The 21,604-nt window shown below is 36.3% G+C and carries 19 protein-coding genes and 2 pseudogenes; 13 read left to right on the top strand and 8 right to left on the bottom strand.

Annotated features, from left to right (window positions below; translation table 11 throughout):
- Nucleotides 1-87: 87 nt before the first annotated feature.
- Nucleotides 88-3,129, top strand: a complete 3,042-nt coding sequence (locus BOQ64_RS15870; protein WP_129059163.1) for a zinc-dependent metalloprotease — start codon at nucleotides 88-90, stop codon at nucleotides 3,127-3,129.
- 75 nt (nucleotides 3,130-3,204) lie between these two features.
- Here BOQ64_RS15870 and BOQ64_RS15865 read toward each other — a convergent pair whose 3' ends face one another.
- A complete protein-coding gene (locus tag BOQ64_RS15865) occupies nucleotides 3,205-3,981 on the bottom strand; it encodes a T9SS type A sorting domain-containing protein (protein WP_129059162.1) in 777 nt (258 codons plus the stop codon).
- Between the two features lie 210 nt (nucleotides 3,982-4,191).
- Here BOQ64_RS15865 and scpA point away from each other — a divergent pair, with 210 nt between their 5' ends.
- A complete protein-coding gene (gene scpA / locus BOQ64_RS15860) occupies nucleotides 4,192-6,312 on the top strand; it encodes a methylmalonyl-CoA mutase (RefSeq protein ID WP_129059161.1) in 2,121 nt (706 codons plus the stop codon).
- Nucleotides 6,313-6,356: 44 nt separating this feature from the next.
- Nucleotides 6,357-7,343, top strand: coding sequence for a M28 family peptidase (locus BOQ64_RS15855; protein WP_129059160.1), 987 nt, complete (start codon nucleotides 6,357-6,359; stop codon nucleotides 7,341-7,343).
- A gap of 41 nt (nucleotides 7,344-7,384) precedes the next feature.
- Here BOQ64_RS15855 and BOQ64_RS15850 read toward each other — a convergent pair whose 3' ends face one another.
- Complete coding sequence (locus tag BOQ64_RS15850) at nucleotides 7,385-8,227, bottom strand: hypothetical protein (protein ID WP_129059159.1); 843 nt, start codon at nucleotides 8,225-8,227, stop codon at nucleotides 7,385-7,387.
- Nucleotides 8,228-8,664: 437 nt separating this feature from the next.
- Between BOQ64_RS15850 and BOQ64_RS15845 the strand changes: the two genes are divergently transcribed.
- The 7 genes and pseudogenes from BOQ64_RS15845 to BOQ64_RS24895 all read left to right on the top strand — a co-directional run bounded on the left by BOQ64_RS15845 (nucleotide 8,665) and on the right by BOQ64_RS24895 (nucleotide 15,533).
- Nucleotides 8,665-9,411 carry a hypothetical protein gene (locus tag BOQ64_RS15845; RefSeq protein ID WP_129059158.1) on the top strand — a complete coding sequence of 249 codons (747 nt, stop codon included), beginning with the start codon at nucleotides 8,665-8,667 and terminating at the stop codon, nucleotides 9,409-9,411.
- Between the two features lie 11 nt (nucleotides 9,412-9,422).
- Nucleotides 9,423-10,813, top strand: a pseudogene (locus tag BOQ64_RS15840) (RtcB family protein).
- A 223-nt stretch (nucleotides 10,814-11,036) separates the two neighbouring features.
- Nucleotides 11,037-11,582 (top strand): hypothetical protein, encoded by a 546-nt coding sequence (locus BOQ64_RS15835; RefSeq protein ID WP_129059157.1) that lies wholly within the window; start codon nucleotides 11,037-11,039, stop codon nucleotides 11,580-11,582.
- A 2-nt stretch (nucleotides 11,583-11,584) separates the two neighbouring features.
- On the top strand, nucleotides 11,585-12,283 hold the full coding sequence (gene prfH, locus BOQ64_RS15830) for a peptide chain release factor H (RefSeq protein ID WP_129059156.1): 699 nt from the start codon (nucleotides 11,585-11,587) through the stop codon (nucleotides 12,281-12,283).
- Complete coding sequence (locus BOQ64_RS15825; protein ID WP_129059155.1) at nucleotides 12,270-12,794, top strand: tetratricopeptide repeat protein; 525 nt, start codon at nucleotides 12,270-12,272, stop codon at nucleotides 12,792-12,794. Before prfH ends, BOQ64_RS15825 begins: the two co-directional genes overlap by 14 nt.
- 187 nt (nucleotides 12,795-12,981) lie before the next feature.
- Nucleotides 12,982-15,131 (top strand): annotated as a pseudogene (locus BOQ64_RS15820) (T9SS-dependent M36 family metallopeptidase); the annotation flags it as partial.
- Between the two features lie 15 nt (nucleotides 15,132-15,146).
- Nucleotides 15,147-15,533 (top strand): T9SS type A sorting domain-containing protein, encoded by a 387-nt coding sequence (locus BOQ64_RS24895; protein ID WP_410494488.1) that lies wholly within the window; start codon nucleotides 15,147-15,149, stop codon nucleotides 15,531-15,533.
- 47 nt (nucleotides 15,534-15,580) lie between these two features.
- Here BOQ64_RS24895 and BOQ64_RS15810 read toward each other — a convergent pair whose 3' ends face one another.
- The gene (locus BOQ64_RS15810; protein ID WP_129059152.1) at nucleotides 15,581-15,868 is read right to left on the bottom strand and encodes a c-type cytochrome; all 288 of its coding nucleotides are present in this window, start codon (nucleotides 15,866-15,868) and stop codon (nucleotides 15,581-15,583) included.
- 24 nt (nucleotides 15,869-15,892) lie between these two features.
- Nucleotides 15,893-16,186, bottom strand: coding sequence for a c-type cytochrome (locus BOQ64_RS15805; RefSeq protein WP_129059151.1), 294 nt, complete (start codon nucleotides 16,184-16,186; stop codon nucleotides 15,893-15,895).
- A 197-nt stretch (nucleotides 16,187-16,383) separates the two neighbouring features.
- Here BOQ64_RS15805 and meaB point away from each other — a divergent pair, with 197 nt between their 5' ends.
- A complete protein-coding gene (meaB, locus tag BOQ64_RS15800; RefSeq protein ID WP_129059150.1) occupies nucleotides 16,384-17,376 on the top strand; it encodes a methylmalonyl Co-A mutase-associated GTPase MeaB in 993 nt (330 codons plus the stop codon).
- Here the strand turns inward: meaB and BOQ64_RS15795 are convergent.
- On the bottom strand, nucleotides 17,373-17,924 hold the full coding sequence (locus BOQ64_RS15795) for a DUF4251 domain-containing protein (protein ID WP_129059149.1): 552 nt from the start codon (nucleotides 17,922-17,924) through the stop codon (nucleotides 17,373-17,375). The genes meaB and BOQ64_RS15795 overlap by 4 nt on opposite strands.
- 106 nt (nucleotides 17,925-18,030) lie before the next feature.
- On the opposite strand from BOQ64_RS15795, the gene BOQ64_RS15790 reads away from it, so the two are divergent.
- Nucleotides 18,031-18,837, top strand: coding sequence for a M48 family metallopeptidase (locus BOQ64_RS15790; protein WP_129059148.1), 807 nt, complete (start codon nucleotides 18,031-18,033; stop codon nucleotides 18,835-18,837).
- Between the two features lie 209 nt (nucleotides 18,838-19,046).
- Nucleotides 19,047-19,358, top strand: coding sequence for a hypothetical protein (locus tag BOQ64_RS15785; protein WP_129059147.1), 312 nt, complete (start codon nucleotides 19,047-19,049; stop codon nucleotides 19,356-19,358).
- Nucleotides 19,359-19,395: 37 nt separating this feature from the next.
- On the opposite strand, the gene BOQ64_RS15780 is transcribed toward BOQ64_RS15785, so the two are convergent.
- The 3 genes from BOQ64_RS15780 to BOQ64_RS15770 are packed head-to-tail and all read right to left on the bottom strand — an operon-like array spanning nucleotide 19,396 to nucleotide 21,552.
- Complete coding sequence (locus BOQ64_RS15780; protein ID WP_129059146.1) at nucleotides 19,396-20,007, bottom strand: outer membrane beta-barrel protein; 612 nt, start codon at nucleotides 20,005-20,007, stop codon at nucleotides 19,396-19,398.
- A complete protein-coding gene (locus BOQ64_RS15775; RefSeq protein WP_129059145.1) occupies nucleotides 19,991-20,800 on the bottom strand; it encodes an ABC transporter ATP-binding protein in 810 nt (269 codons plus the stop codon). The genes BOQ64_RS15780 and BOQ64_RS15775 overlap by 17 nt, the downstream gene beginning before the upstream one ends.
- Nucleotides 20,800-21,552 (bottom strand): MlaE family ABC transporter permease, encoded by a 753-nt coding sequence (locus BOQ64_RS15770; protein WP_129059144.1) that lies wholly within the window; start codon nucleotides 21,550-21,552, stop codon nucleotides 20,800-20,802. The genes BOQ64_RS15775 and BOQ64_RS15770 overlap by 1 nt, the downstream gene beginning before the upstream one ends.
- Nucleotides 21,553-21,604 lie beyond the last annotated feature (52 nt).

The raw sequence follows: 21,604 nt of genomic DNA, 5'->3' as shown, positions 1-21,604 counted from the left end.
TCGTTTTTTTATGTATAGTTATGTTTATAATTCTTATTTTTATCGCGGATATTTAAAGTTTATTAATCTTAGATTGATTAAGTAATTATGAAAAAAAGAATTTTACTAGTTTGTGCATTGGCAGCAGGACTGTCTAGCTTTAATGCACAGAGGTGGACGCCAGCCTCACAAAAAACGTCTGAAGTAAGAAAAGAAGTAGAAGTTCAGTATTCTTACAGACTAGACCTGCAGTCTCTTAGAAATAGCTTAAAAGATGCAGTAGAAACAGGAAAAGGAGCTCAGGCTGTTATTATTTCTTTACCTACAGCAGAAGGGAAAATTGAAAAATTTGCTGTATACAGTGATCCTGTAATGGAAAAATCTCTTGCAGAAAGATATCAGTTAGGTTCTTATGTAGGAGTTGGTGTAGATGATCCTTCTAAATATTTAAGATTCAGTACCTCTCCAAAGGAATTGCAGTCTATGATTATTAAAGATGGCGTATTTCAGTTTATAGAGCCAATTACTACAGATAAACAGACATATGGTGTTTTCTATAAAACAAATAGAACACAGGGTGAGCATGGATTTGAATGTACTTCAGATGAAAAAAATCTTAATGACATAAAATCTTTAGAAGCCAACGGAAAAAAAAATCTTTCTAGTTTAGGAATTACAAGCAGGCCAGCAAGTACAAAATTTAGAACGTATAAACTGGCAATGGCTGTTACTGGGGAATATACACAATATTTCATGACTCAGGCAGGAGTACCAGCTACAGCAACTGAAGATGAAAAGAAAGCACCGGCGATAGTTGCGATAAATAATACGATGACTCGTGTAAATGGGGTATTCCAAAAAGATTTTGCAATTAAATTACTTGTACAGAATCTTCCTAATATCGTGTATACAGATCCTACTGCAGATCCTTATTCTAATTCTGATGTTGGATCTGACGGAGAATGGAATGTTGAACTTATGAATGATCTTCACGCAAACGTAGGAGAAGCAGCATTTGATATAGGCCATTTATTTGGACGAGATGGTGGCGGTGGTAATGCAGGATGTATTGGATGTGTATGTAGTGATGATATAAGCTTAGATCAATATGGATCACCGGTAGCATACAAAGGATCAGGTTATACATCTCCAGCTGATGGTAAGCCATGGGGAGATTCATTTGATATAGACTATGTAGCTCACGAAATGGGGCACCAATTAGGAGGAAACCACACTTTCTCAAACCGTTCAGAAGGTTCTGGAGTAAATGTTGAGCCAGGTGGTGGTACAACTATTATGGGATATGCAGGAATTACTCCGGATAATGTTGCCATGAAATCAGATGCTTATTTCCATTATGCATCTGTAAATCAGATTCTAAATAATCTGGATGACAAACCTAATTGTGGAGTATCAACAACAATTACAACCAATACAGCACCGGTAATCTCTCCACTTGTATCATATAATGTTCCAAAAGGAACACCGTATTATCTGGATGCAAGTGCTACAGACACTGATGCCTTGAATTATACATGGGAACAGTATGACAGTGTAACCCAATTTGGGTCAATTTCTGGAGATAGCGGTTGGGGATATAACCCTCAGGGAGCATTAACAAGATCATATTTCGGTACACCAGGAGGAAGAAGATATTTCCCTTCTCTGCCTAATGTAATGAAAGGAAACCTAACAGATAAAGCGAAGTGGGAAACTGTTTCTTATATCCCAAGAACACTTAAGTATGCGGTAACAGTTAGAGATGGGAACGCTACACCAATGCTGGTTTCTGCTGAAACAACAGTAGTGGTTAAAAATGATGGACCTTTCAAATTTAATGGAATAACAACAGGAGCTGTATTATATAAAAATGCAAACAATGTTATTCAATGGGATGTTGCAAATACAAACAATGCACCATATAACGTAGCCAACGTAAAGATTGAATATACAACAGATGTTTTAGATGGAGGATCATGGACAGAACTTGTAGCTTCTACTCCTAACACGGGTAGCTATACGCTTCAGATGCCAAGTAATATCACAGCGCCTATTAAATTGAGAATATCAGCCATTGGAAATATTTTCTATGCTGTTTCTCCACAGGTTACTGTTGCTGATGCACCTACTTCTACAACAGCTGCTCCAACAGGAGTTTCAACAATAGATTCAGAAGTATTCAAAACAACAGCAAGAGTATCTTGGAATAGCGTTCCTGGTGCTACTTATTCTGTTAACTATAGAAAAGTGAATGCTCCAAGCTGGACAAATGTAACAAGTACAACAAATTCTGTGGCTTTAGCAGGACTTGAAGATGAAACGAACTATGAAGTACAGGTTGCTGCAGTTGTAAATAACGTAGCAGGTACATTCTCTAATAATTATGCATTTAAAACTAAAGGCCTGAAAACAGGTATTGATTATTGTATCATAAATACAGGTACATCCTATGTAGGTGCTATTAGAAAAGTAACTGTTGCTAATATTGCTTATGATGATCCTACATTAAGATCTTATAAAGACGTATCAGAAAACCCTGCACAGATTATAAACCTGGTACAGGGAACTTCATATGCACTTACACCACTTGTTCTTCAGCAAGCTAGTAGTAATAATTTACCTCTAAATCTTTCAGTATGGATTGATTATAATAGAAATGGACAATTTGAAATATCTGAGAGAGTAATTTCCGTGTCTGGAGGAGTTCCTCCGGGAAGCGTTAGTTTTGGAGCTCAAAACTTTGTTGTTCCTGCTACTAGCTATAGTGGAGATAAATTGTTAAGAATGAGAGTAATGACTAAATACGGTACATCAGCATTAGGAAGCCCATGTGGTGAAATTGCTTCTGGTGGTGGAGGTATCATGGACTTTTCTGTAAAAATTACAGGAACATTAGGAACAGATGAAGTAAAAGGAGCAAAAGCATCTTCAGAAATTTCTATCTATCCTAACCCGGCAGATACTTTCGTAGAAGTGAAAAACCTTAAAGGTAAAGCAGATTACAAAATCTACTCTGCAGACGGAAGATTAGTTCAACAAGGTCAGATTGACGGTCAGAGAATTAATGTTGCTTCATTAATCAAAGGTATGTATGTTGTTACAATCAAAGATGATAAAAACACTTACAATACTAAGCTTATTAAAAAATAGTAGTATATAAACAACTATAATATAAAAACCCCGGATGACGTTCATCCGGGGTTTTGTTTACTTATGTGGAAATAATTAATTCTTCATAAACTTAGAACTCAAATTTCCAATCTTATAAATATACGCTCCCTTAGGAAGATTTTCTACGTCAATTGAAATCTTACCTTCCGAAACTGAGAAAGATTTGTTGACAACCAGTTTTCCGGTTATATCAAAAATCTCAATCTTATTTGCTCCGTTTCCGGGATTCATAACATTCAGTATTTTATTAGTTGGAATTGGGAATGCAGATAACTTACTTCCAGCCTGAATTTCTTTTGCTGCTAAAACTGTAGTTGGTAAGGCATAAACTTCGGTTAATGGAGTACTACTATTATTGAAAGTTGTCCCACTATGAACAGTTAACTTATTGGTATTTGTTGTAGCATCATGAAAAACATGAAATTCGCCACCGTAGAGTGTATTGGGATCTGTATGAAAGTCTTTTATTAATGTTCCGTCTTCGTTAATTAATAATAGTTTATAGTAAGTTTGGGTGTCATTAAAAACTCCTACCATAAATTCAAATTTACCATCATTATTAAAGATGTTTTTGGATATTGAAAATTCTTCACCCAAAAAATCTAATCTATTAAAATTGGCTGGCATTGGAACGTTCACTGTTTTATAAAGCGCATAGTTTGAATTATAAATTTTTAGTTTATTGTCAGTGGTCTTTGAAATATAAAATGTTTCTGTAGAGGTTGAATAAACGAAAGTATCTTCATTAGTGAACGAATGTTCAAGAGTTAATTGCCCAAAAGCAACATTGGCAGCCATTAAAGCTATGGCAGAAAATAATAATTTTTTCATGGTTTTAATTTAAAATTTGAACTGCCAAAGTTATTGAAATTTATATTGAAAAGACGATTTAATACTCATGAATTATCTTTTGATGAAGTTTTTAAACAGGATTTAATATGAGGGAGATGATAATTTAAAACTCATGTAATCATTAGATTATCAACACTTATCTATTATTTTAAAAATGCTTAAATTTAGCCATCTAATAAATCCGTAAATATGAGAAGGGAAGTTCAAAATAAAACTCCTCAATTTAATATAACTGAAAAAATAACTGAGATCTATCCTTTTGAAAAAGATGGATTACAGTTGAAATCTTCCTATAAAAAAGATGATATTAAAAATGAATCTTTAACGGAAACCTCTCCAGGGATTGCTCCTTACTTAAGAGGACCATATTCTACAATGTATGTTCAAAAGCCATGGACTATCCGTCAGTATGCCGGTTTCTCCACAGCAGAAGAATCCAATGCCTTTTACAGACGAAACCTTGCTGCAGGGCAGAAAGGACTTTCTGTAGCTTTTGATCTTGCTACACACAGAGGATATGACTCTGACCATGCAAGAGTAGTAGGAGACGTAGGAAAAGCAGGGGTAGCCATCGACTCTGTGGAAGATATGAAGATCCTTTTTAATGAAATTCCGTTAGACCAGATCTCCGTTTCCATGACAATGAATGGGGCTGTACTTCCAATCCTGTCTTTCTATATTGTAGCAGCAGAAGAGCAGGGCGTAAAACAGGAACTTCTTTCGGGTACCATCCAGAATGATATCTTGAAAGAATTCATGGTAAGAAATACTTATATCTATCCACCTGCACCTTCCATGAAGATTATTGCAGATATTTTTGAATATACATCACAGAACATTCCGAAATTCAACTCTATTTCCATTTCAGGATATCATATGCAGGAAGCAGGAGCCACTCCGGTACTGGAAATGGCTTATACCCTTGCAGACGGTCTTGAATATGTTAGAACAGGAATCAAAGCAGGAATGAACGTAGACGATTTTGCACCTCGTTTATCATTCTTCTGGGCAATCGGGATGAATCACTTCATGGAAATTGCTAAAATGCGTGCTGCAAGATATATCTGGGCCAATCTTTTAAAACAGTTTGATCCTAAGAATCCAAAATCTTTAGCATTAAGAACCCATTCCCAAACTTCAGGATGGTCATTAACAGAACAGGAGCCTTTCAATAATATCACAAGAACTGCTATTGAAGCATTATCTTCAGCATTAGGCGGAACACAATCGTTACACACTAATGCATTAGATGAAGCCATTGCTCTTCCTACCGATTATTCAGCTAAGATTGCAAGAAATACACAGATTATTCTTCAGCAGGAAAGCGGAATATGCGATGTGGTAGATCCTATGGGTGGAAGTAACCTTGTAGAAAGCCTTACTCAGCAAATGATTGAAGAAGCGATGAAGTATATTGATGAGGTAGAACAGGAAGGCGGAATGACCAAAGCCATTGAAGCTGGTATTCCAAAAATGAGAATTGAAGAAGCAGCTGCTAAAAAACAGGCGAAGATCGATAGTGGTGAAGAATTCATCATTGGAGTAAACTCTTTCAAATCCTCATTAAAACAAGATGCCATTGAAATTCTTGATATTGATAACACAGAAGTTCGAAGAAAACAGATTGAACGATTAAATACCATCAAAGCAGAAAGAAGCGCTGAAGCCGTAACGGAAATCCTGAATGAAATCCGTGAAAGTGCGAAAACAGGAAAAGGAAACCTGTTGGCACTTTGTATTGAAGCCGCAAGAAGAAGAGTTACCCTTGGTGAAATGAGTGATGCCATGGAAGAAACCTTTGGAAGATATAAAGCAAACATCAAAACAATCTCTGGAGTATACGCTATGAATGCCGGTAAAAATGAATATTTTGAAAAAGCCCTTAATCTGACTCAGAAATTTGAAGAAGAAGAAGGTCGCCGCCCAAGGATTATGGTGGCTAAAATGGGGCAGGATGGACACGACAGAGGTGCAAAGGTAGTAGCAACAGCATTTGCAGATATGGGATTTGACGTTGACGTTGCTCCATTATTCCAAACACCGGAAGAAGTAGCAAAACAGGCTGTAGAAAATGATATTCATATTTTGGGAGTTTCTTCATTAGCTGCAGGGCACAAAACATTAGTGCCTCAGGTAGTCGGAGAATTAAAAAAGCTGGGTGCAGATGATATTACTATTGTAGTAGGAGGAGTTATTCCACAACAGGATTATGAATTCCTTTATGCAAATGGGGCTGATTTCATTTTCGGCCCTGGAACCAATCTTCCAAAATGCGCAGTGGAAATCCTGGAAAGATTTTTAGAAAACTAATCCCAAAAAGCTTTAATTTTCATATAGAAATTAAAAGCACATCTATGGGTTTAAAAAATATAGTAAAGCCTACCAAGAAAAAGCTGATTTTCTTGGTAGGCTTTCTCTTTATAGGTACGATATTACTCTTTTCAGGAGGGAAAAAGGAGCAGACAGCACAAGTTTCTCCTGTCCCTGCAGACAGCTCACAGGTTAAGAAACATCTGGTAATACTTACCCAAACTCCACAATTCCGGAATCATAAAAATATAGATCAATTAAATACTGTTGCAGACTATATTCACCAAACTTTCTTGACTTATGCCGACAGTACAGCGTTTCAGGAATATACAGTAAATGGACAGGTCTATAAGAATGTAATATGTTCCTTTGGTACGGGAAACAGCAAAAGAATCATCATAGGAGCTCATTATGATGTTTGTGGAGATCAACAGGGTGCAGATGATAATGCAACCGGAGTCACAGCACTTTTAGAACTGGCAAGAATGCTTCAAAATCAAAAACTTAAGTATAGAGTAGATCTTGTGGCCTATACATTAGAAGAACCACCCTATTTCAGAACAGAAAATATGGGCAGCTATGTTCATGCAAAATATTTAAAAGATAACAATATTAACGTCTATGGAATGGCCAGTGTAGAAATGATTGGTTATTTTAAAGATGAAAAAGGATCCCAGGATTTTCCTGTAGGTGCTCTTTCATGGATTTACGGGGACAAAGGTGATTTCATTACTCTGGTGAAAAAGTTTAGTGGAGCAGGGCCGTTCGTAGGAAACTTTATAGATCATTTCAAAGATTCAAATCAGATAAAAGCAGAAACATTTCCAGCCCCGAAATTTGTTGGCGGTGTAGACTATTCCGATCATTTGAATTATTGGAAGTTCGATTTTCCAGCACTCATGATTACAGATACTTCTTTCTTTAGAAACAAAAATTATCACAAAACTACAGATACTTTAGAAACATTGGATATCAAACGGATGACAAAAGTTATTGATGCTATTTTTCTAAGCATTATTCACCTCAAGTGAAAAAAATAAAAGCTGTTTCAAAAATTGAAACAGCTTTTATTTTATTTTTTCTGAACGATTTTACCATCATCCATAATCTGATAATGTGTTTTCATTATCTTTTGACTATTTCCATCAATCTTATAATCTGTTGTCACGGTGATTTCTCCTGCTTTATTGATTTCATAACTGCTGAATTCCTCCTTTTTATCATCCTTTCCGGGATCAAACCAAATGCCTTCTACATAGGCTTCACCAATGATGCTGTTATTCACTACGGTAAGCAGATAATATCGGTAATCAAAATCTCCACAATCCATAGGGACAAGAATCAGTTCAACATTCTTATAGCGTGCTAAAGGAAAATATCGGAATGTGGGTTCTCCACAGCTGTACTTTTCTGAACCTTCCACCGTAAAATCTGTTTCTATAAACTTTACATCTACCTGAGGAAGGCTTTCAATAGGTAAGCTATAAAGCCCAATTTTTAATAACGATTCCATTGGGGCGGGGGTATCTTTATTTTTTCTCCATTCCTCCAGAGAAATATATTCTCCCGACGGAGGATCTAAAATGGTCAAAGTATTACACTGATTACTTGAAGCATGAAAAATATGATAGGTTTCAAAACGATCCGGACCATTATAGCCTGCAGAAATAGAATAATCCCAGCCATTATTTACTTTCGTACTGTCTACAAGAAAACCGATCCTACCTTTCTCTTTGGTCACTGATTCGAGAAACTTAGCCTGTTCTTTCATTTCTTCCAAATCCAGAATTTTTTCCATGAAATGAGAAGAAAAACAGCCTTTCTCTACTACTTTTACCTCTTCTTTTTTTACAGGTTCCTCTTTCTTACAACTTATGAAAAGTAATGGAACTAAGGCCAATAAAAATCTATGCATAAAACTCTTTTTTCACAAAAATAAGATTTAAATAATTGATGATTAAAAAAATAATTCTATATTTGCACCTGAAAATCAAGTTTAACCATTTAAAAACAACGAAGCAATGTTCAGAACTAATCAGAATTCTACAGTTGGATTACCCCTTATGGTGGTAAGGCTTCGCGGTTTGGTACACTCTTAGAATAATAGTACAATACAATATCAAAACCCGAAGTCGTAGAGATTTCGGGTTTTTATTGCGCAATATTTCAAACTCACGTTTCCCCGGAATCTTTTTAAGTGTTTTTAGGAACAAAATAGTTGAGGTTTTATACCCAAAAACTATACCTGTTCATCATTATTAATTCAATCAACTAATATTTTAGTTGAATAAGAAAATAGATTAAATGCAAATCCTGTATTACAGGTTTTGTATCTGATATCTTGTGTCTTACATGGAAAATGATAACCTTCTGTTTTATCGGCTGAGAAGCCTGAGAAGCAGAAAAAGAACAATAAAAAAAGATGTAGAAAAACAGATAAGAAAAAAGTATAAACGTAGTAAAGAAGTTTCGGATATCTTAAGAAACCTTCCATTAATACCCCTTGAAAATCCCTATCAATTAGGATTCGTAAGATTCTTTGTCGTAAGGGATGATGTGATGCGGAGCAGTGATGGAGAATTCTTTGAAGGAATTTTGAAGAAAATCAATACGTATATGTATTCAGGAAGCCGCCAGTTTTTAAAAAAGAAAAGAAAATTTGGCCGAAGGATATACGTAGAAAGAGAACAAAAACTCAATCGTGTTTCTTCATACTCCTGGAGCAGTCCGAAATTTGGGCTTACTCCAAGAGAAAGACAATATTTCCTGAAAAAGGAAGAATACTGTCCCTTCCGGAAATGCAATGAAACTTACTACGAATTTACTGAACCGTGGAGATTTACCCTGAGGACAAGACCGCATATGATTACCCATCACAAACCAATAGATGCTGAACTTGAGAAAGAACAGGCTGAGTTGGATGCATATTTGGGACAGCATAAAATAGTAGGAATTCTTCAGAAGAAAATACACGGAAAATCTAATCCATGGAAAATGGAATACGAAACAGATCTTATCAAAAGCAGGAAATATGTTACCTGCGCAATGTCTGCAACAGAGATTGCAGAAAGTTTTTTGGACGATGCGTCCTTTATTTAAAAACAAAAACAATGGGAAATTTAAAACTAAAAGGAAAAGATATATTAAAACTGGGCTATCCAAATAATCAAAGCGTAAACGTAGCCTTGGAAGTAATGAAGAGAAATTTCGCAACTAAAAATATCCATTATGTGAAATCTCTTTTAAAAGAAATTCTGATTAACCCGGAGCAATTCGAGAAAGATTTGACCTTCGGACAGATTGCAGAAACTTTACTTTCATCCAAAAAAACAGAAAAAAGGATGCTGAATTCGCAGCGTGCAGACTTTCAGATCTTCGGAAATAATATCTCAGAAGAAGCGAAAAATCAGTTGTACACGGCATTGAAACTTCCGGTTTCTGTTCAGGGTGCATTAATGCCAGACGCTCATAGCGGCTATGGTCTTCCGATCGAGGAGTGTTGGCTGTAGAAAACGCAGTAATTCCTTACGGAGTAGGAATGGATATCGGCTGTAGAATGAGCCTGAGTATTTTGGATACACCCGTTTCATATCTGAACGGAGCAAGGGATAAATATGAAAAAGCCCTTGCTGAACATACAAAATTTGGAATGTATGAGACTCATAAATCTCATGTAGATCACGAAATCTTCGAGAGAGATACCTTTGATCTGATTCCTATTTTAAGAAGATTAAAAGGAAAAGCCATCAAACAAATGGGGTCTTCAGGAGGTGGAAATCACTTTGTAGAATTTGGAGAAGTAGAAATCACTGAAGAAGATGAACAAATCGGCTTACCAAAAGGAAAATACCTTGGGATTCTGTCACACAGCGGCTCAAGAGGATTAGGAGCTGAAATCGCTCAATATTATTCAAGAGTAGCAGTAGAACAATGTCCATTGCCTAAAGAAGCGCAACAATTCGCCTGGTTGGATTTGAGTACTCATCTTGGTTTGGAATATTGGACTGCAATGAACCTTGCGGGCGATTATGCTTCAGTCTGTCATGATGATATTCACAGAAGACTGGTAAAAGCAGTAGGCGGAAGAGTGAAAGCAAGAATTGAGAACCATCACAATTTCGCGTGGAAAGAAATTCACAACGGAAAAGAAGTAATTGTCCACAGAAAAGGAGCTACTCCTGCCAATGAAAACGAATTGGGAATGATTCCGGGATCTATGACTGCTAAAGGATTTATCGTTCGCGGTAAAGGAAATCCGGATTCACTGAACTCAGCTTCTCACGGCGCAGGAAGAGCACACTCAAGAGGAGAATGCAGAAGCCTTTTCACTCAGAATGATATTAAAAAAGAATTAAAGCTTAAAGATGTTACGCTGATGGGTGGAAATACAGAAGAAGCACCAATGGCGTATAAAGATATTCATGAAGTTATGAATGCACAAAGCGAACTGGTGGATATTCTGGGAACATTCCAGCCGAGAATTGTGAGGATGGACCGATAGCCAGTTCATTTTTAGGAGCTTAATCCCGCTTTCCGCACTCGCTATTTTTCTTTTTGGAAAAGAAAAATGAGCTCAGACAATTGCTGCAATCGGGGCTAATAATAAAACTCGGTCATTCTGAATACAGTTTCAAAACGAAGCGAAGAATCTTGCTATATAAAAGGAGATTCTTCCTTCTTCAGAAATTTGCAGGAGACGGATACAAACCACAAAAAACAAAAAAATGGGAGCACCTCATAATATAAAAAGATATGGAGAACTCTGGCCGGAATTCAGAATCCGGTTAGGACTTGAAATATTGAAAAAATTAAAAGATAAAGTCATCATGTCCGGCGGATGGGCATGGCATTTCATGTCAGAAACAGGGCATACAGAATACAAACACGCCCATGACCACAAGGATATTGATGTCTTTGTAAAGAAAGAAAACGTAGCTGAAGTAATCATCATCCTTCAACAGGAAGGGTTTCAGAAAGTCTGGACCCGTTATGACCATCTTCCAAGCGAAGAGAACTTCAGACGCTATGAAAAAACAGTAGAATTAGAAAATGAAAAGTATCACAGAATCACCATCGATTTCTTTGAGAAAAACGATCTTGAAACAGTTGAAGTTAATGGATTTACGGTGGTAAAACCTGATCTTTTACTTTCATTCTACAGAAATATTCATTCCAGCGATAAATGCTGGGCAGTAATGGCTGCAAAAGAATTATTACAGAAGGGAACAGATCCTGTTGGACATCCCTTATTAAGCAAAATGCCAAAATAACAATGGAAAAATTAATACAGATCACTTCAGGAAGAGGTCCCTTAGAATGCCAATGGGTAGTATCCAAGGTATTAAAAACCTTTCTCGAAGAACTCAACCAAAATAATATAGATTACGAGATTATCCACCGTGAAAACGGAGATGTCAATATGACTGTGAAATCAGTAACCGTGCTTTTAAAAGGAAAGAATACCAACGAATTTTTAAAAACATGGTTGGGAACCATCTGCTGGGAAGGGAAGAGTACGTTTAGAAAACTGCATAAAAGAAGTAAGTGGTTTATCGGAATCTTTGAATTGGAAAATCTGGAAACAGTTAATTTCAATGAAAAAGATATCAGGTTTCAGACCTCCAGGAGTCAGGGAAGCGGTGGGCAGAACGTTAATAAAGTAAATACGGCCGTTCGGGCAACCCATATTCCAACCAATGAATCCGTATTTGTACAGGATACACGATCGCAATTGAGTAATAAAAAGCTATCCATTACCAGACTAAAAGAAAAGGTTATGGGATCTTATATTCAGCAATTGGAAAACCGAATGAAGGAAACCTGGAACCATCATCTTCAGGTAGAACGCGGAAATCCGGTCCGTACATTTTCCGGAACAGATTTTAAAAATAATTATCAGGATAAATCCTTCAAAAAACAAAGGAATATCCTTAAACACAACCTAAAAAACTACAGCAGTGACCTTAACTAAAAATAAATACTATTTTGAGGCTCTGGATAATTATCCATATAGCCTTCCAGATTGCCTGGAGGCATTGAATTATGCTTTGTCTTACGATCCCGAAGACGCAGACAGCCTTTGCCTGATGGGGAGGATTTATAGTGAAATTCTAACAGACTATGAAAAAGCCAAACTCTATTTTGAAGAAGCTATGCAGTGTAATATTGCCAATCTGAATGTTCCTCAATTTTATATCAAATGCCTACTGGATAATGAGGATCTCGAAGAAGCAGAAAAACTGATTGAATATGCTATGAAAATAAAAGGAATTGATAAATGCAGAATTCTTATTCAACAGTCTTTGCTTTTCGAAATCAGGTTAGACTATAAGAAAGCAATAGAGCCATTGAAAAAAGCCAAAAGCTTTGCCTACGGACAGAGTATGATTGATTTTCTGAAAAACAGAGAAAAATTTGTCAAAGCAAAAATGCCAAAAAAGTCAAAGAAAAAAGTAATTAAAAAAAAGAAGGAGACTAAATAAGTCTCCTTTTTTATTCTTTTTATTTAAGAGGTTAAGTGAAATTAATAAATCAAAATTTACAAAAGCAAGAATAAAATAAACTTAAAGAAAATGAATTCAATTGAATTGAAGTATTTGTTTTTATTTTTCAATTATTCTAGATATTTTATGCGAATAGTTTATAAATTGCATTGCTTAAATGTAAAATATGAATAGAAAATTATTTTTATTGCCAATATCTGTGGCTGTATTTTTTTGCTTTGGCAAAATGAATGGACAGAATTCTGCTAAACTTATTCAGGACTATTATCAGAAAAGTGGAAAATTGAATCAAAGAAATAATACTAATGAAAAAATTGGTGTTGTTATTTTGAACGAAGATCTTTCAAAAAGTTTAGGAGCTAATATTGTTAATGTACAACAGACTTATGACGGTCTTAGAGTGTATAATGCATTAGGGAAGGTAATTATTAAAGGAGATCAGATTATCTCTGAAAATAATGATTTCAGTAGAAATGTTGTCGTTGCCAATCAGAAAAAAGCACAGGAAAGACTTTCTGAGGATGTATTGAAGCAAAGGCTTGGATTTAGCGAAATTTCTGAAGTGAACTATCTGCCGGATGTATATTTTGAGAAAAATGGAGTCTATGTTCTTTCGAAAGAATTATTTGTTACCGATAAAATCTCTTCAGAAGTATGGCATGTAATCGCCGATGCAAGTACTGGGGAGATCCTTAGTAAGAATAATACAACACTGAGCTGTAATTTTGAACACAATGAACATTTACATTCTGTAGATTTTGAACAGATTGGGAATGGGGATGAGCAACAGCAGTTTGTCAATTTATTAGTGCCTAGCAATGCCTCATATAATGTTTTCCCACTTCCGGTAGAAGCACCTACATTTGGCTCCCGTTCAATAGTCAGTAATCCATGGGATCTTGCGGCTTCTCCTGAAGGATGGCATTCTGATGGAACCAATAATTACACCAATACAAGAGGAAATAATGTATATGCATACTCAGATCAGGACAATACCAATAATCCGGGATATTCTCCAGACGGAGGAAGTACACTTTCGTTTAACTTCCCTTTTGCAGACGGAAGATATGATAATCCGCTTACATATAGAGATGCAGCGATTACCAATCTGTTTTATATGAATAATAAAATGCATGATATATTCTATAAATTCGGATTTACAGAATCAGCCAGAAATTATCAGACGAATAATTTCAGCAATGGCGGGATGGGCGGAGATGCAGTAAGGGCAGAGGCTTTTGACGGAAGCGGATTAAACAATGCAAACTTTAATCCGGGCTATGAAACCGTGATCAACGGAACGACTTATCTTGCGGCACCAAGAATGCAGATGTACCTTTGGGATAGAGTACAGACTCCAGATGATTTTGTTATGAGATATCAATATAATGCACCGGCCTCGATTGTCAGTCGTCCTAAAGTAATGACAGGAGGAGCAGGATTTGGTGCGTTATTGTTGGGTGGACAGGCTGTTACGGCTGATCTTGCCATTGCTAATCCTATTGCTGCCTGTTCAGGACTGGCTGCGGGAAGTCTTACAGGAAAGATTGGAGTGGCACAAAGAGGAACCTGCAGCTTTGCAACTAAGGTTAAAAATATGCAGGTGGCCGGAGCAATAGGAGCTATTATCTATGATCCGGTTAATGCAGACCCAATTACGATGGGTAAAGATGATAACGTAACCGGTATCAATATTCCTTCTATCATGATGGGGAAGGCCGAAGGAGAATATCTGGTGAATCAGATGAATGGAGGCACAACCATAAATGCTTCCTTGCAATTTGATTATAATGGCTTTAAGCACTCAAGTCTGGATAATGGTATTGTTGCCCACGAATATGGCCATGGTATTTCAAACAGATTGACAGGGCAGGGATATAACTGTCTTCAGAGTGCTGAGCAAATGGGTGAAGGGTGGTCTGATTTTTTGCATTAATGCTTACCACAAAACCTGGTGATACATCAGCGTTAGCAAGAGGAATAGGGACTTATACCAGCAATCAGCCTACAACAGGAGTTGGAATCAGGCCTGCAAAATATTCTCCTGATTTTCAAGTGAATAATTATACGTATGCGAAGACCAATACTGTTTCTGGGCCTCATGCCATAGGCTTTATCTGGGCAACCATGCTGTGGGATCTTACCTGGAAGTATATTGAAAAATATGGTTATAACAGTGATGTGTTGGCAAGCTCAACTTCTGGGAATGCAAAAGTGCTTCAAATTGTAATGGATGGGCTGAAATTACAATCCTGTAATCCTTCCTTTATTGATGGTAGGGATGCTATTCTTAGGGCAGACTTGGTAGGAAATGCAGGTGCAGATAAATGTATGATTTGGAATACTTTTGCTAAAAGAGGTCTTGGAGTAAACGCTTCTGCAGGAGCCAGTAATGTAGCTAATGACCAGGTAGAAGACTTTACTGTACCTGCAGAATGTAATGCTGCACTGGCAACAGATGAAGTTAAAGCAACAGGCAGTAAGTTTATCGTATTTCCTAATCCTACTTATGATGAATTCTTTGTAGGTAATATAGATAAATCATCCAAGGAAGTTAAAATTAAAATGTTCGATATGTCCGGAAAATTGGTATTCTCAGATTCCAGAGAATCAGTATCGAAAAAAGCAATTTCTACAAAACAGCTACAGAAAGGTGTTTATATGGTACATATCCAGCAGGGAGATAAAACGCAAACAGAAAAACTTATTGTGAGATAAAGTCTTCTTTGAGTAATAATTAAAAAAATAAGCTTTCAAATGAAAGCTTATTTTTTGTTTGCAGAGATCAGATAGTCATAAACCATTTGATGTTGGTCGTCACTAAGTTTAGCTTTAGGAGCCATTCTGCTTAAGGTATTAATCCAGCCCTGATTGTCATGCTTGGTAGGTTCCGGAAGCTTATGGCATTTTGCACAGGAATTTTCAAAAATTGTTTTTCCCTGGGCTAACTGCTCAGATGAGGTATACTTAGGGCCTGTTACAGCCGTACTTTTGGGTCCGCAGGATACTATGAATGCTGATGCTGCAATACCACTTAAGATTAACTTTTTCATACCTTTATTATTTTGTTGGGTGAATTACTTTTTCGCAGAAACAATATAATCATAAACCCATTTGTGCTGCTCGTCCGTAAGTTTAGCTTTAGGAGCCATTGCATTCATAATCCCTACCCATTGTACAGAATTATGGGATGTAGGATCAGGGAGTTTATGGCACTTTCCACAAGAGTTTTCAAAAATAGTTTTACCCTGAGCGATTTCTTCAGCTGTAGAAGTTGAAGTTCCTGCAGTTGTAGCAGAAGTTGAAGCTTTAGGAGTACAGGAAACTAATAGAATAGCAGTGAATGATGCCGCAGCAATGAGTTTTTTCATGTTTCTTATTTTGATATATAACAAATGTAATAAATTCCCAAACCTGTTGATACTGTGTGTGGTAGTTTTAATTTAGAAGAAATAAAAATTGAATCGATGCGAATAATGCAACTTAAAAAACTCATTTGCCATCCTTTTGTTCGGTCATCGGTAATGTACTATTGATCATTCGCTTTTTAATTATTAATTTTGAATCAATGAAATTTTCTACAGAAGAACTTATTGAGGGAATACAGTCAGGCAATAAACGCCTGATTGCAAAGGCTATTACTCTGGTTGAAAGTAAAAAAGCAGAACATAGAGTACAGGCGGAAGACCTTCTGAAAAAGATTATGCCTTTCACAGGAAATTCAATAAGAGTAGGAGTAACCGGAGTACCCGGAGCTGGAAAATCTACTTTTATTGAAAGTTTTGGGAGATTGGCCATTGCTCAGGGTAAAAAAGTAGCTGTTCTTGCCATTGATCCCAGTTCTTCAATCAATAAAGGAAGTATTCTGGGAGATAAAACCCGCATGGAAGAACTCGCAAAAGAAGAGAATGCATTCATACGGCCTTCCCCAAGTTCGGGATTCTTAGGCGGAGTGGCCAATACTACTTTTGAAACTATGATGATCTGTGAAGCAGCCGGTTATGATTATATTTTAATTGAAACTGTTGGTGTAGGACAATCTGAGGTTTTAGTAGCTGATATCACAGATGTTTTTCTCTTTCTTAAAATTATTGGCGGCGGCGATGAACTGCAAGGGATAAAACGCGGTATCATGGAAATGGTAGATGTTATTTTCATCAATAAAGTAGATCAGGATAATATTCAGAAAGCAAAGAATACAAGATTAGAACTGAAAAGAGCCCTGGATTTTATTCCACCCAAAGAAAAGGAATGGAAAATTCCGGTTTTATTAGGTTCTGCTTTGCATAATGAAGGCCTTCAGGAAATATATGATAAAATTTCCGAGTTTATCGATTTGAAAAAGAAAGCCGGACGGTTTGAAGAAATCCGTACCCAACAGGCAGAAAAACGGTTCGAATACTGGGTTCAGGAATACATCCTATCCTTAATGAAAAAAAGCAATGTGGTAGAAGAAGCTTATCAGATGCACAAAAAAAATGCTTCAGACATGGTTTCCAATCCAAGTACTGAAGCAAAATTATTTGTTGAAAAATTTTTATCGGGTGAAAAAAGAGATTAAAGTTTTTCCTTTTCCTGTTTTACCTCAGTTTTAGAAACATATCCGTCATAGGTAATGGGTTGTCTGTCATTACTTTTAATAGAAACAAATGCCTTACCATTTTTAAAGATCTCAATATTGATCTCTTGAACAGTGTTCACATCTTTAGGCTGAATTTTTAGAGTCCAGGTCCCTTTTTTATTCTGAGATTTATCAATTGCAAAATCTTTTGAAGTAAATCTGTATCCGTTATTATCCGTATTTCCATAACTTGGACTGAATAATCTTCCAAAATAGGGCAGTACTACATCTACCGTGTTCTTATTCACTTCAATAGTATAATCCCCACTGTTCAGATTCAGGATTCTGCTTGAAGTAGAATTAGGCATGGAGTTCATAACATTAATAACATCATAATTGGTAGGATTAGCCCTCTGTGCGTAGAAAGTAAATTCCTGTGAATCTACTAACGCATTTACTATTGCTGGATCTGATGAACCCTGTGAAGCACAGCTTTGAAAGCCGAATAAGAAACCAAAGATCATCAGAATAGAAATATACTTTTTCATGATAGAGATAATTATTAAATTTAAACAGCAAAATGTATGCAAAAAATTTATATCCAAAATATTTTGGAATAAAAATTGTTAAGGTTGAATTATTAACACTCAAACTATGAAAGTTACACATCTATTAGGAATGGGAGCATTCGCTCTGTTGGTCGCTGCCTGTACTACAAATCCAATTACAGGAAGGTCATCTTTACAGCTGGCCAATAATTCAGAAATTTTAACAATGTCTGCACAGGAATACAAAACGACATTGTCTAAAGGTAAGCTTATTACCGGAACAGCAGATGCAAAGAGAGTGGTAAATGTAGGAAACAGAATCAAAAATGCAGCAGAGAGATATTATCAGAGTATAGGAAGATCAGCAGATCTTGCCAATTATAGTTGGGAGTTTGCTCTTCTGCAAAGTAATGAACTGAATGCATGGTGTATGCCGGGAGGTAAAGTAGCCGTTTATACAGGAATTTTACCGGTAACTAAAGACGATAATGGACTTGCAGTAGTAATGGGACATGAAGTTTCTCACGCATTGGCAGGCCATGGAAATGAAAGAATTTCTCAGGCGATGATGGCTCAGTATGGTGGAGCTATTCTTGGCGGAGCTATTTCAAATGCGCAATGGGCAAGTGTTTTCGAGAAAGCATATCCAATTGGGTCACAAGTAGCCTTATTAAAGTACGGTAGAGGCCAAGAATCTGAAGCTGATGAAATGGGGCTTTATCTGATGTCTATGGCTGGATATGATCCAAGAGCAGCCATTCCTTTCTGGAATAGAATGGAAGCCGCTTCTTCAGGAGCAAGACAGCCGGAATTCTTATCTACTCACCCGAGTCCGGAAACAAGAATTTCAGATATTAACAAAGACTTACCGAAAGCTTTAGAGTATTATAAAGCAGCAGGTGGAAAAATGTAATCTATTCACTTATTATAAAAACCGGACTTATTTTAAAATGAGTCCGGTTTTTATTTGATAATACTTTTTCTTTTCACATCATTTGGAATAATTATGGTAGTATTCATTATTGGAAAGACCATATAAAATACTATTCCTGTATAAAAGCTTATTAAATTTTTAGTAAATTTGGTATAGCTTTTATAACATAATTACTTAAACACAATATTATGAAGAGTTTATCAATTACCGGACTTATCCTCTTAGCAGTTTCTGCCTTACTATTTTATCTTACCACTGATTTTGCCGTTGAGCAGATTAAAATTTCTCACATCATGGGTATCATGGCTGGGGTAGGAATTGGGCTTATCATTGGTGGAATGGTTGGATATCTGAGTAAAGGAAGTGCTATAAAGGCTGAACAGAAGAAAAAAGAATTCAAGCAGCTTCAGAAAGAAAAAGAAGACTTAGAAAAGCAGGCAGCAGAAATTGCAAAGCGCCAGGCTGAGCTTGAAGCCCAAAATAAAAATCCTCAAATTTAAAATTTGAGGATTTAAAGTTGTTATTTTCGATTGTGGATTAAAATTTATATCCTAAACCAAGCATAAACAGGTTAGGCCTGTTATCATATCTGATCTCCGAACCGGAAACTTTGTTGATGAAATTTCTTTCATCTTTACTGAAAGCTCCTTCGTATTTTGCATTTACAATAAGCTTTTTAATTTCAAGCTGTGCTCCGAACTGGTAGCCTACTGTAAAGTTATTTTTTGCATTTTCTTTAAAATCGTTGTAAGTATTGTCTTTGCTTAGGTTAAAGCTTCCTACCGGACCTACAAAAACACCCAGCATATTCCCTAAAACGTTATATCCTAAAAGAACCGGAACATCAATACGGTTGCTCTTTACATCAAATGTAGTATTCTCTGTTGTAAATTCATTCTTAAAGTGAGTGTAATATATCTCCGGCATTAAGAAAAGTGAAGTAGGTAATGCTACTTTTAATGAAAGTCCCGCGTTGAAACCTACATTGTTTTTTCCTGTTCCTTCTATGGCATCATTCACTGTTCCTTTAATGTTGGACCATGATGGTGAGCCTGTAGGAAATATTAAATTGGCTTTAGCCGCCAGTGAGATCTGTGCAGAAGCCCACATTGAAAACCCTATTAACGCTATACTAAGTACCTTTTTCATTATCGTCTAATTTTGTATTCTCAATTGTTTTGTTATTCTCAAGTAAATATCCTCTCAGTTCTTTAAACAGTTCTGAAGAATAAACGAAGTCGATCAGATTTTTATTGCCTGCTGTAATCAGGATATCTTTATTCCCTTCCCACTCCTTGATTCCAAGTCTTAGGTATACAATTTTCTCGCCAATCGTCATTACAGAGTTCATATCATGGGTATTGATGATGGTTGTTGTATTATATTCCTTCGTGATTTCATACAGAAGATCATCAATAATTTTTGATGTATATGGATCCAGCCCCGAGTTAGGTTCATCACAGAATAAATACTTCGGATTGTTCACAATAGCTCTTGCAATGGCAACTCTTTTCTGCATCCCTCCGGAGATTTCTGAAGGATATTTTTTATCAGCTTTATCAAGATGTACTCTTCCTATTACTTCAAAAACCCTTTTCTTTTTCTCTTTATACGTAAGGTTCGTAAACATATCCAGAGGAAACATAATATTTTCTTCTACAGTTAGGGAATCAAATAAAGCACTCCCTTGGAATACTGTTCCAATTTCTGAACGAAGATGCTGCTTTTCTTCCCGGTTCATGGTGTTTACATCCCGGCCATCAAATAATATTTCTCCTGATGACGGCATATAAACATTCAATAGACTTTTCAGAAAAACTGTTTTTCCGGAACCACTTTGCCCAATGATAAGATTTACCTTTCCTTTATCAAATGAAGTCGAAATTCCCTTAAGTACTTCAACATCGCCAAAACTTTTCTTAAGATCTTTTACCTCAATCATTAGCTTAATATTAATTGGGTTAAAATTAATTCAGAGATGATAATGAATACCATTGTCCATACCACAGCCTGCGTACTGGCTCTACCCACTTCCAAAGATCCTCCTTTTACATTGTATCCGAAATAAGAAGGAACTGTTGCAATAATAAATGCAAAAACAGTGGTTTTTGTAAATGCATAATAGATAAATAAATTAGGCATATACATTTGAATACCAGTGATATAGTCGTTTGGTGTCCAGTTTCCTGTTAACAGCCCGGCAATATAACCACCCCCAATACCAAATACAATACTGATGGCAATCAGAAGAGGGTTAAAAAGCATACAGGCGATGATTTTTGGAAATATCAAGAAGTTGGGTGAATTTACTCCCATAATATCCAATGCATCAATCTGTTCGGAAACCCTCATTGTACCAATACTGGATGCAATGTATGACCCTACTTTACCTGCTAAAATTAAACTGATAATGGTAGGAGCAAACTCCAAAATAAGTACCGCTTTTGTTGCATATCCTACGAATGCAGGTGGAATAGGGAAAGAAGAGGCATCAAAGTTGTTGAACATTTGAATAGCCACTACAGCTCCCACAAATATTGATGTGAAGATTACAAGTCCGAAAGAATTTACTCCCAAATCATTAATTTCTCTCATGAACAGCTTCCAAAAAACCCTCATTTTCTGGGGTTTCTGCAGGGATTTTCCTAGAAGGATAATATATTCCCCTACTGCTGTGAAAAACTTTTTTAACATACTGCTAAATTAGACTTTTTTATTGAATTAGGCTAAGGTTGAAATGAAGACA

The sequence above is a fragment of the Chryseobacterium sp. CH25 genome, from assembly GCF_004119455.1.
Taxonomy (GTDB): Bacteria; Bacteroidota; Bacteroidia; order Flavobacteriales; family Weeksellaceae; genus Chryseobacterium.
The sequence above is the reverse complement of the archived record's forward strand: the minus strand, read 5'-3'. Positions and strand labels throughout refer to the sequence as shown.

Bases quoted from the DNA above. Each gene is read 5' to 3' on its own strand.
- BOQ64_RS15790 (WP_129059148.1), top strand. From the start codon at position 18,031: ATGAAAGTTACACATCTATTAGGAATGGGAGCATTCGCTCTGTTGGTC.
- BOQ64_RS15805 (WP_129059151.1), bottom strand. From the start codon at position 16,186: ATGAAAAAACTCATTGCTGCGGCATCATTCACTGCTATTCTATTAGTT.
- scpA (WP_129059161.1), top strand. From the start codon at position 4,192: ATGAGAAGGGAAGTTCAAAATAAAACTCCTCAATTTAATATAACTGAA.
- BOQ64_RS15835 (WP_129059157.1), top strand. From the start codon at position 11,037: ATGGGAGCACCTCATAATATAAAAAGATATGGAGAACTCTGGCCGGAA.
- BOQ64_RS24895 (WP_410494488.1), top strand. From the start codon at position 15,147: ATGATTTGGAATACTTTTGCTAAAAGAGGTCTTGGAGTAAACGCTTCT.
- BOQ64_RS15870 (WP_129059163.1), top strand. From the start codon at position 88: ATGAAAAAAAGAATTTTACTAGTTTGTGCATTGGCAGCAGGACTGTCT.
- BOQ64_RS15795 (WP_129059149.1), bottom strand. From the start codon at position 17,924: ATGAAAAAGTATATTTCTATTCTGATGATCTTTGGTTTCTTATTCGGC.
- BOQ64_RS15810 (WP_129059152.1), bottom strand. From the start codon at position 15,868: ATGAAAAAGTTAATCTTAAGTGGTATTGCAGCATCAGCATTCATAGTA.
- BOQ64_RS15865 (WP_129059162.1), bottom strand. From the start codon at position 3,981: ATGAAAAAATTATTATTTTCTGCCATAGCTTTAATGGCTGCCAATGTT.
- BOQ64_RS15775 (WP_129059145.1), bottom strand. From the start codon at position 20,800: ATGATTGAGGTAAAAGATCTTAAGAAAAGTTTTGGCGATGTTGAAGTA.
- BOQ64_RS15780 (WP_129059146.1), bottom strand. From the start codon at position 20,007: ATGAAAAAGGTACTTAGTATAGCGTTAATAGGGTTTTCAATGTGGGCT.
- BOQ64_RS15850 (WP_129059159.1), bottom strand. From the start codon at position 8,227: ATGCATAGATTTTTATTGGCCTTAGTTCCATTACTTTTCATAAGTTGT.
- BOQ64_RS15845 (WP_129059158.1), top strand. From the start codon at position 8,665: ATGGAAAATGATAACCTTCTGTTTTATCGGCTGAGAAGCCTGAGAAGC.
- BOQ64_RS15785 (WP_129059147.1), top strand. From the start codon at position 19,047: ATGAAGAGTTTATCAATTACCGGACTTATCCTCTTAGCAGTTTCTGCC.
- BOQ64_RS15770 (WP_129059144.1), bottom strand. From the start codon at position 21,552: ATGTTAAAAAAGTTTTTCACAGCAGTAGGGGAATATATTATCCTTCTA.
- BOQ64_RS15855 (WP_129059160.1), top strand. From the start codon at position 6,357: ATGGGTTTAAAAAATATAGTAAAGCCTACCAAGAAAAAGCTGATTTTC.
- prfH (WP_129059156.1), top strand. From the start codon at position 11,585: ATGGAAAAATTAATACAGATCACTTCAGGAAGAGGTCCCTTAGAATGC.
- meaB (WP_129059150.1), top strand. From the start codon at position 16,384: ATGAAATTTTCTACAGAAGAACTTATTGAGGGAATACAGTCAGGCAAT.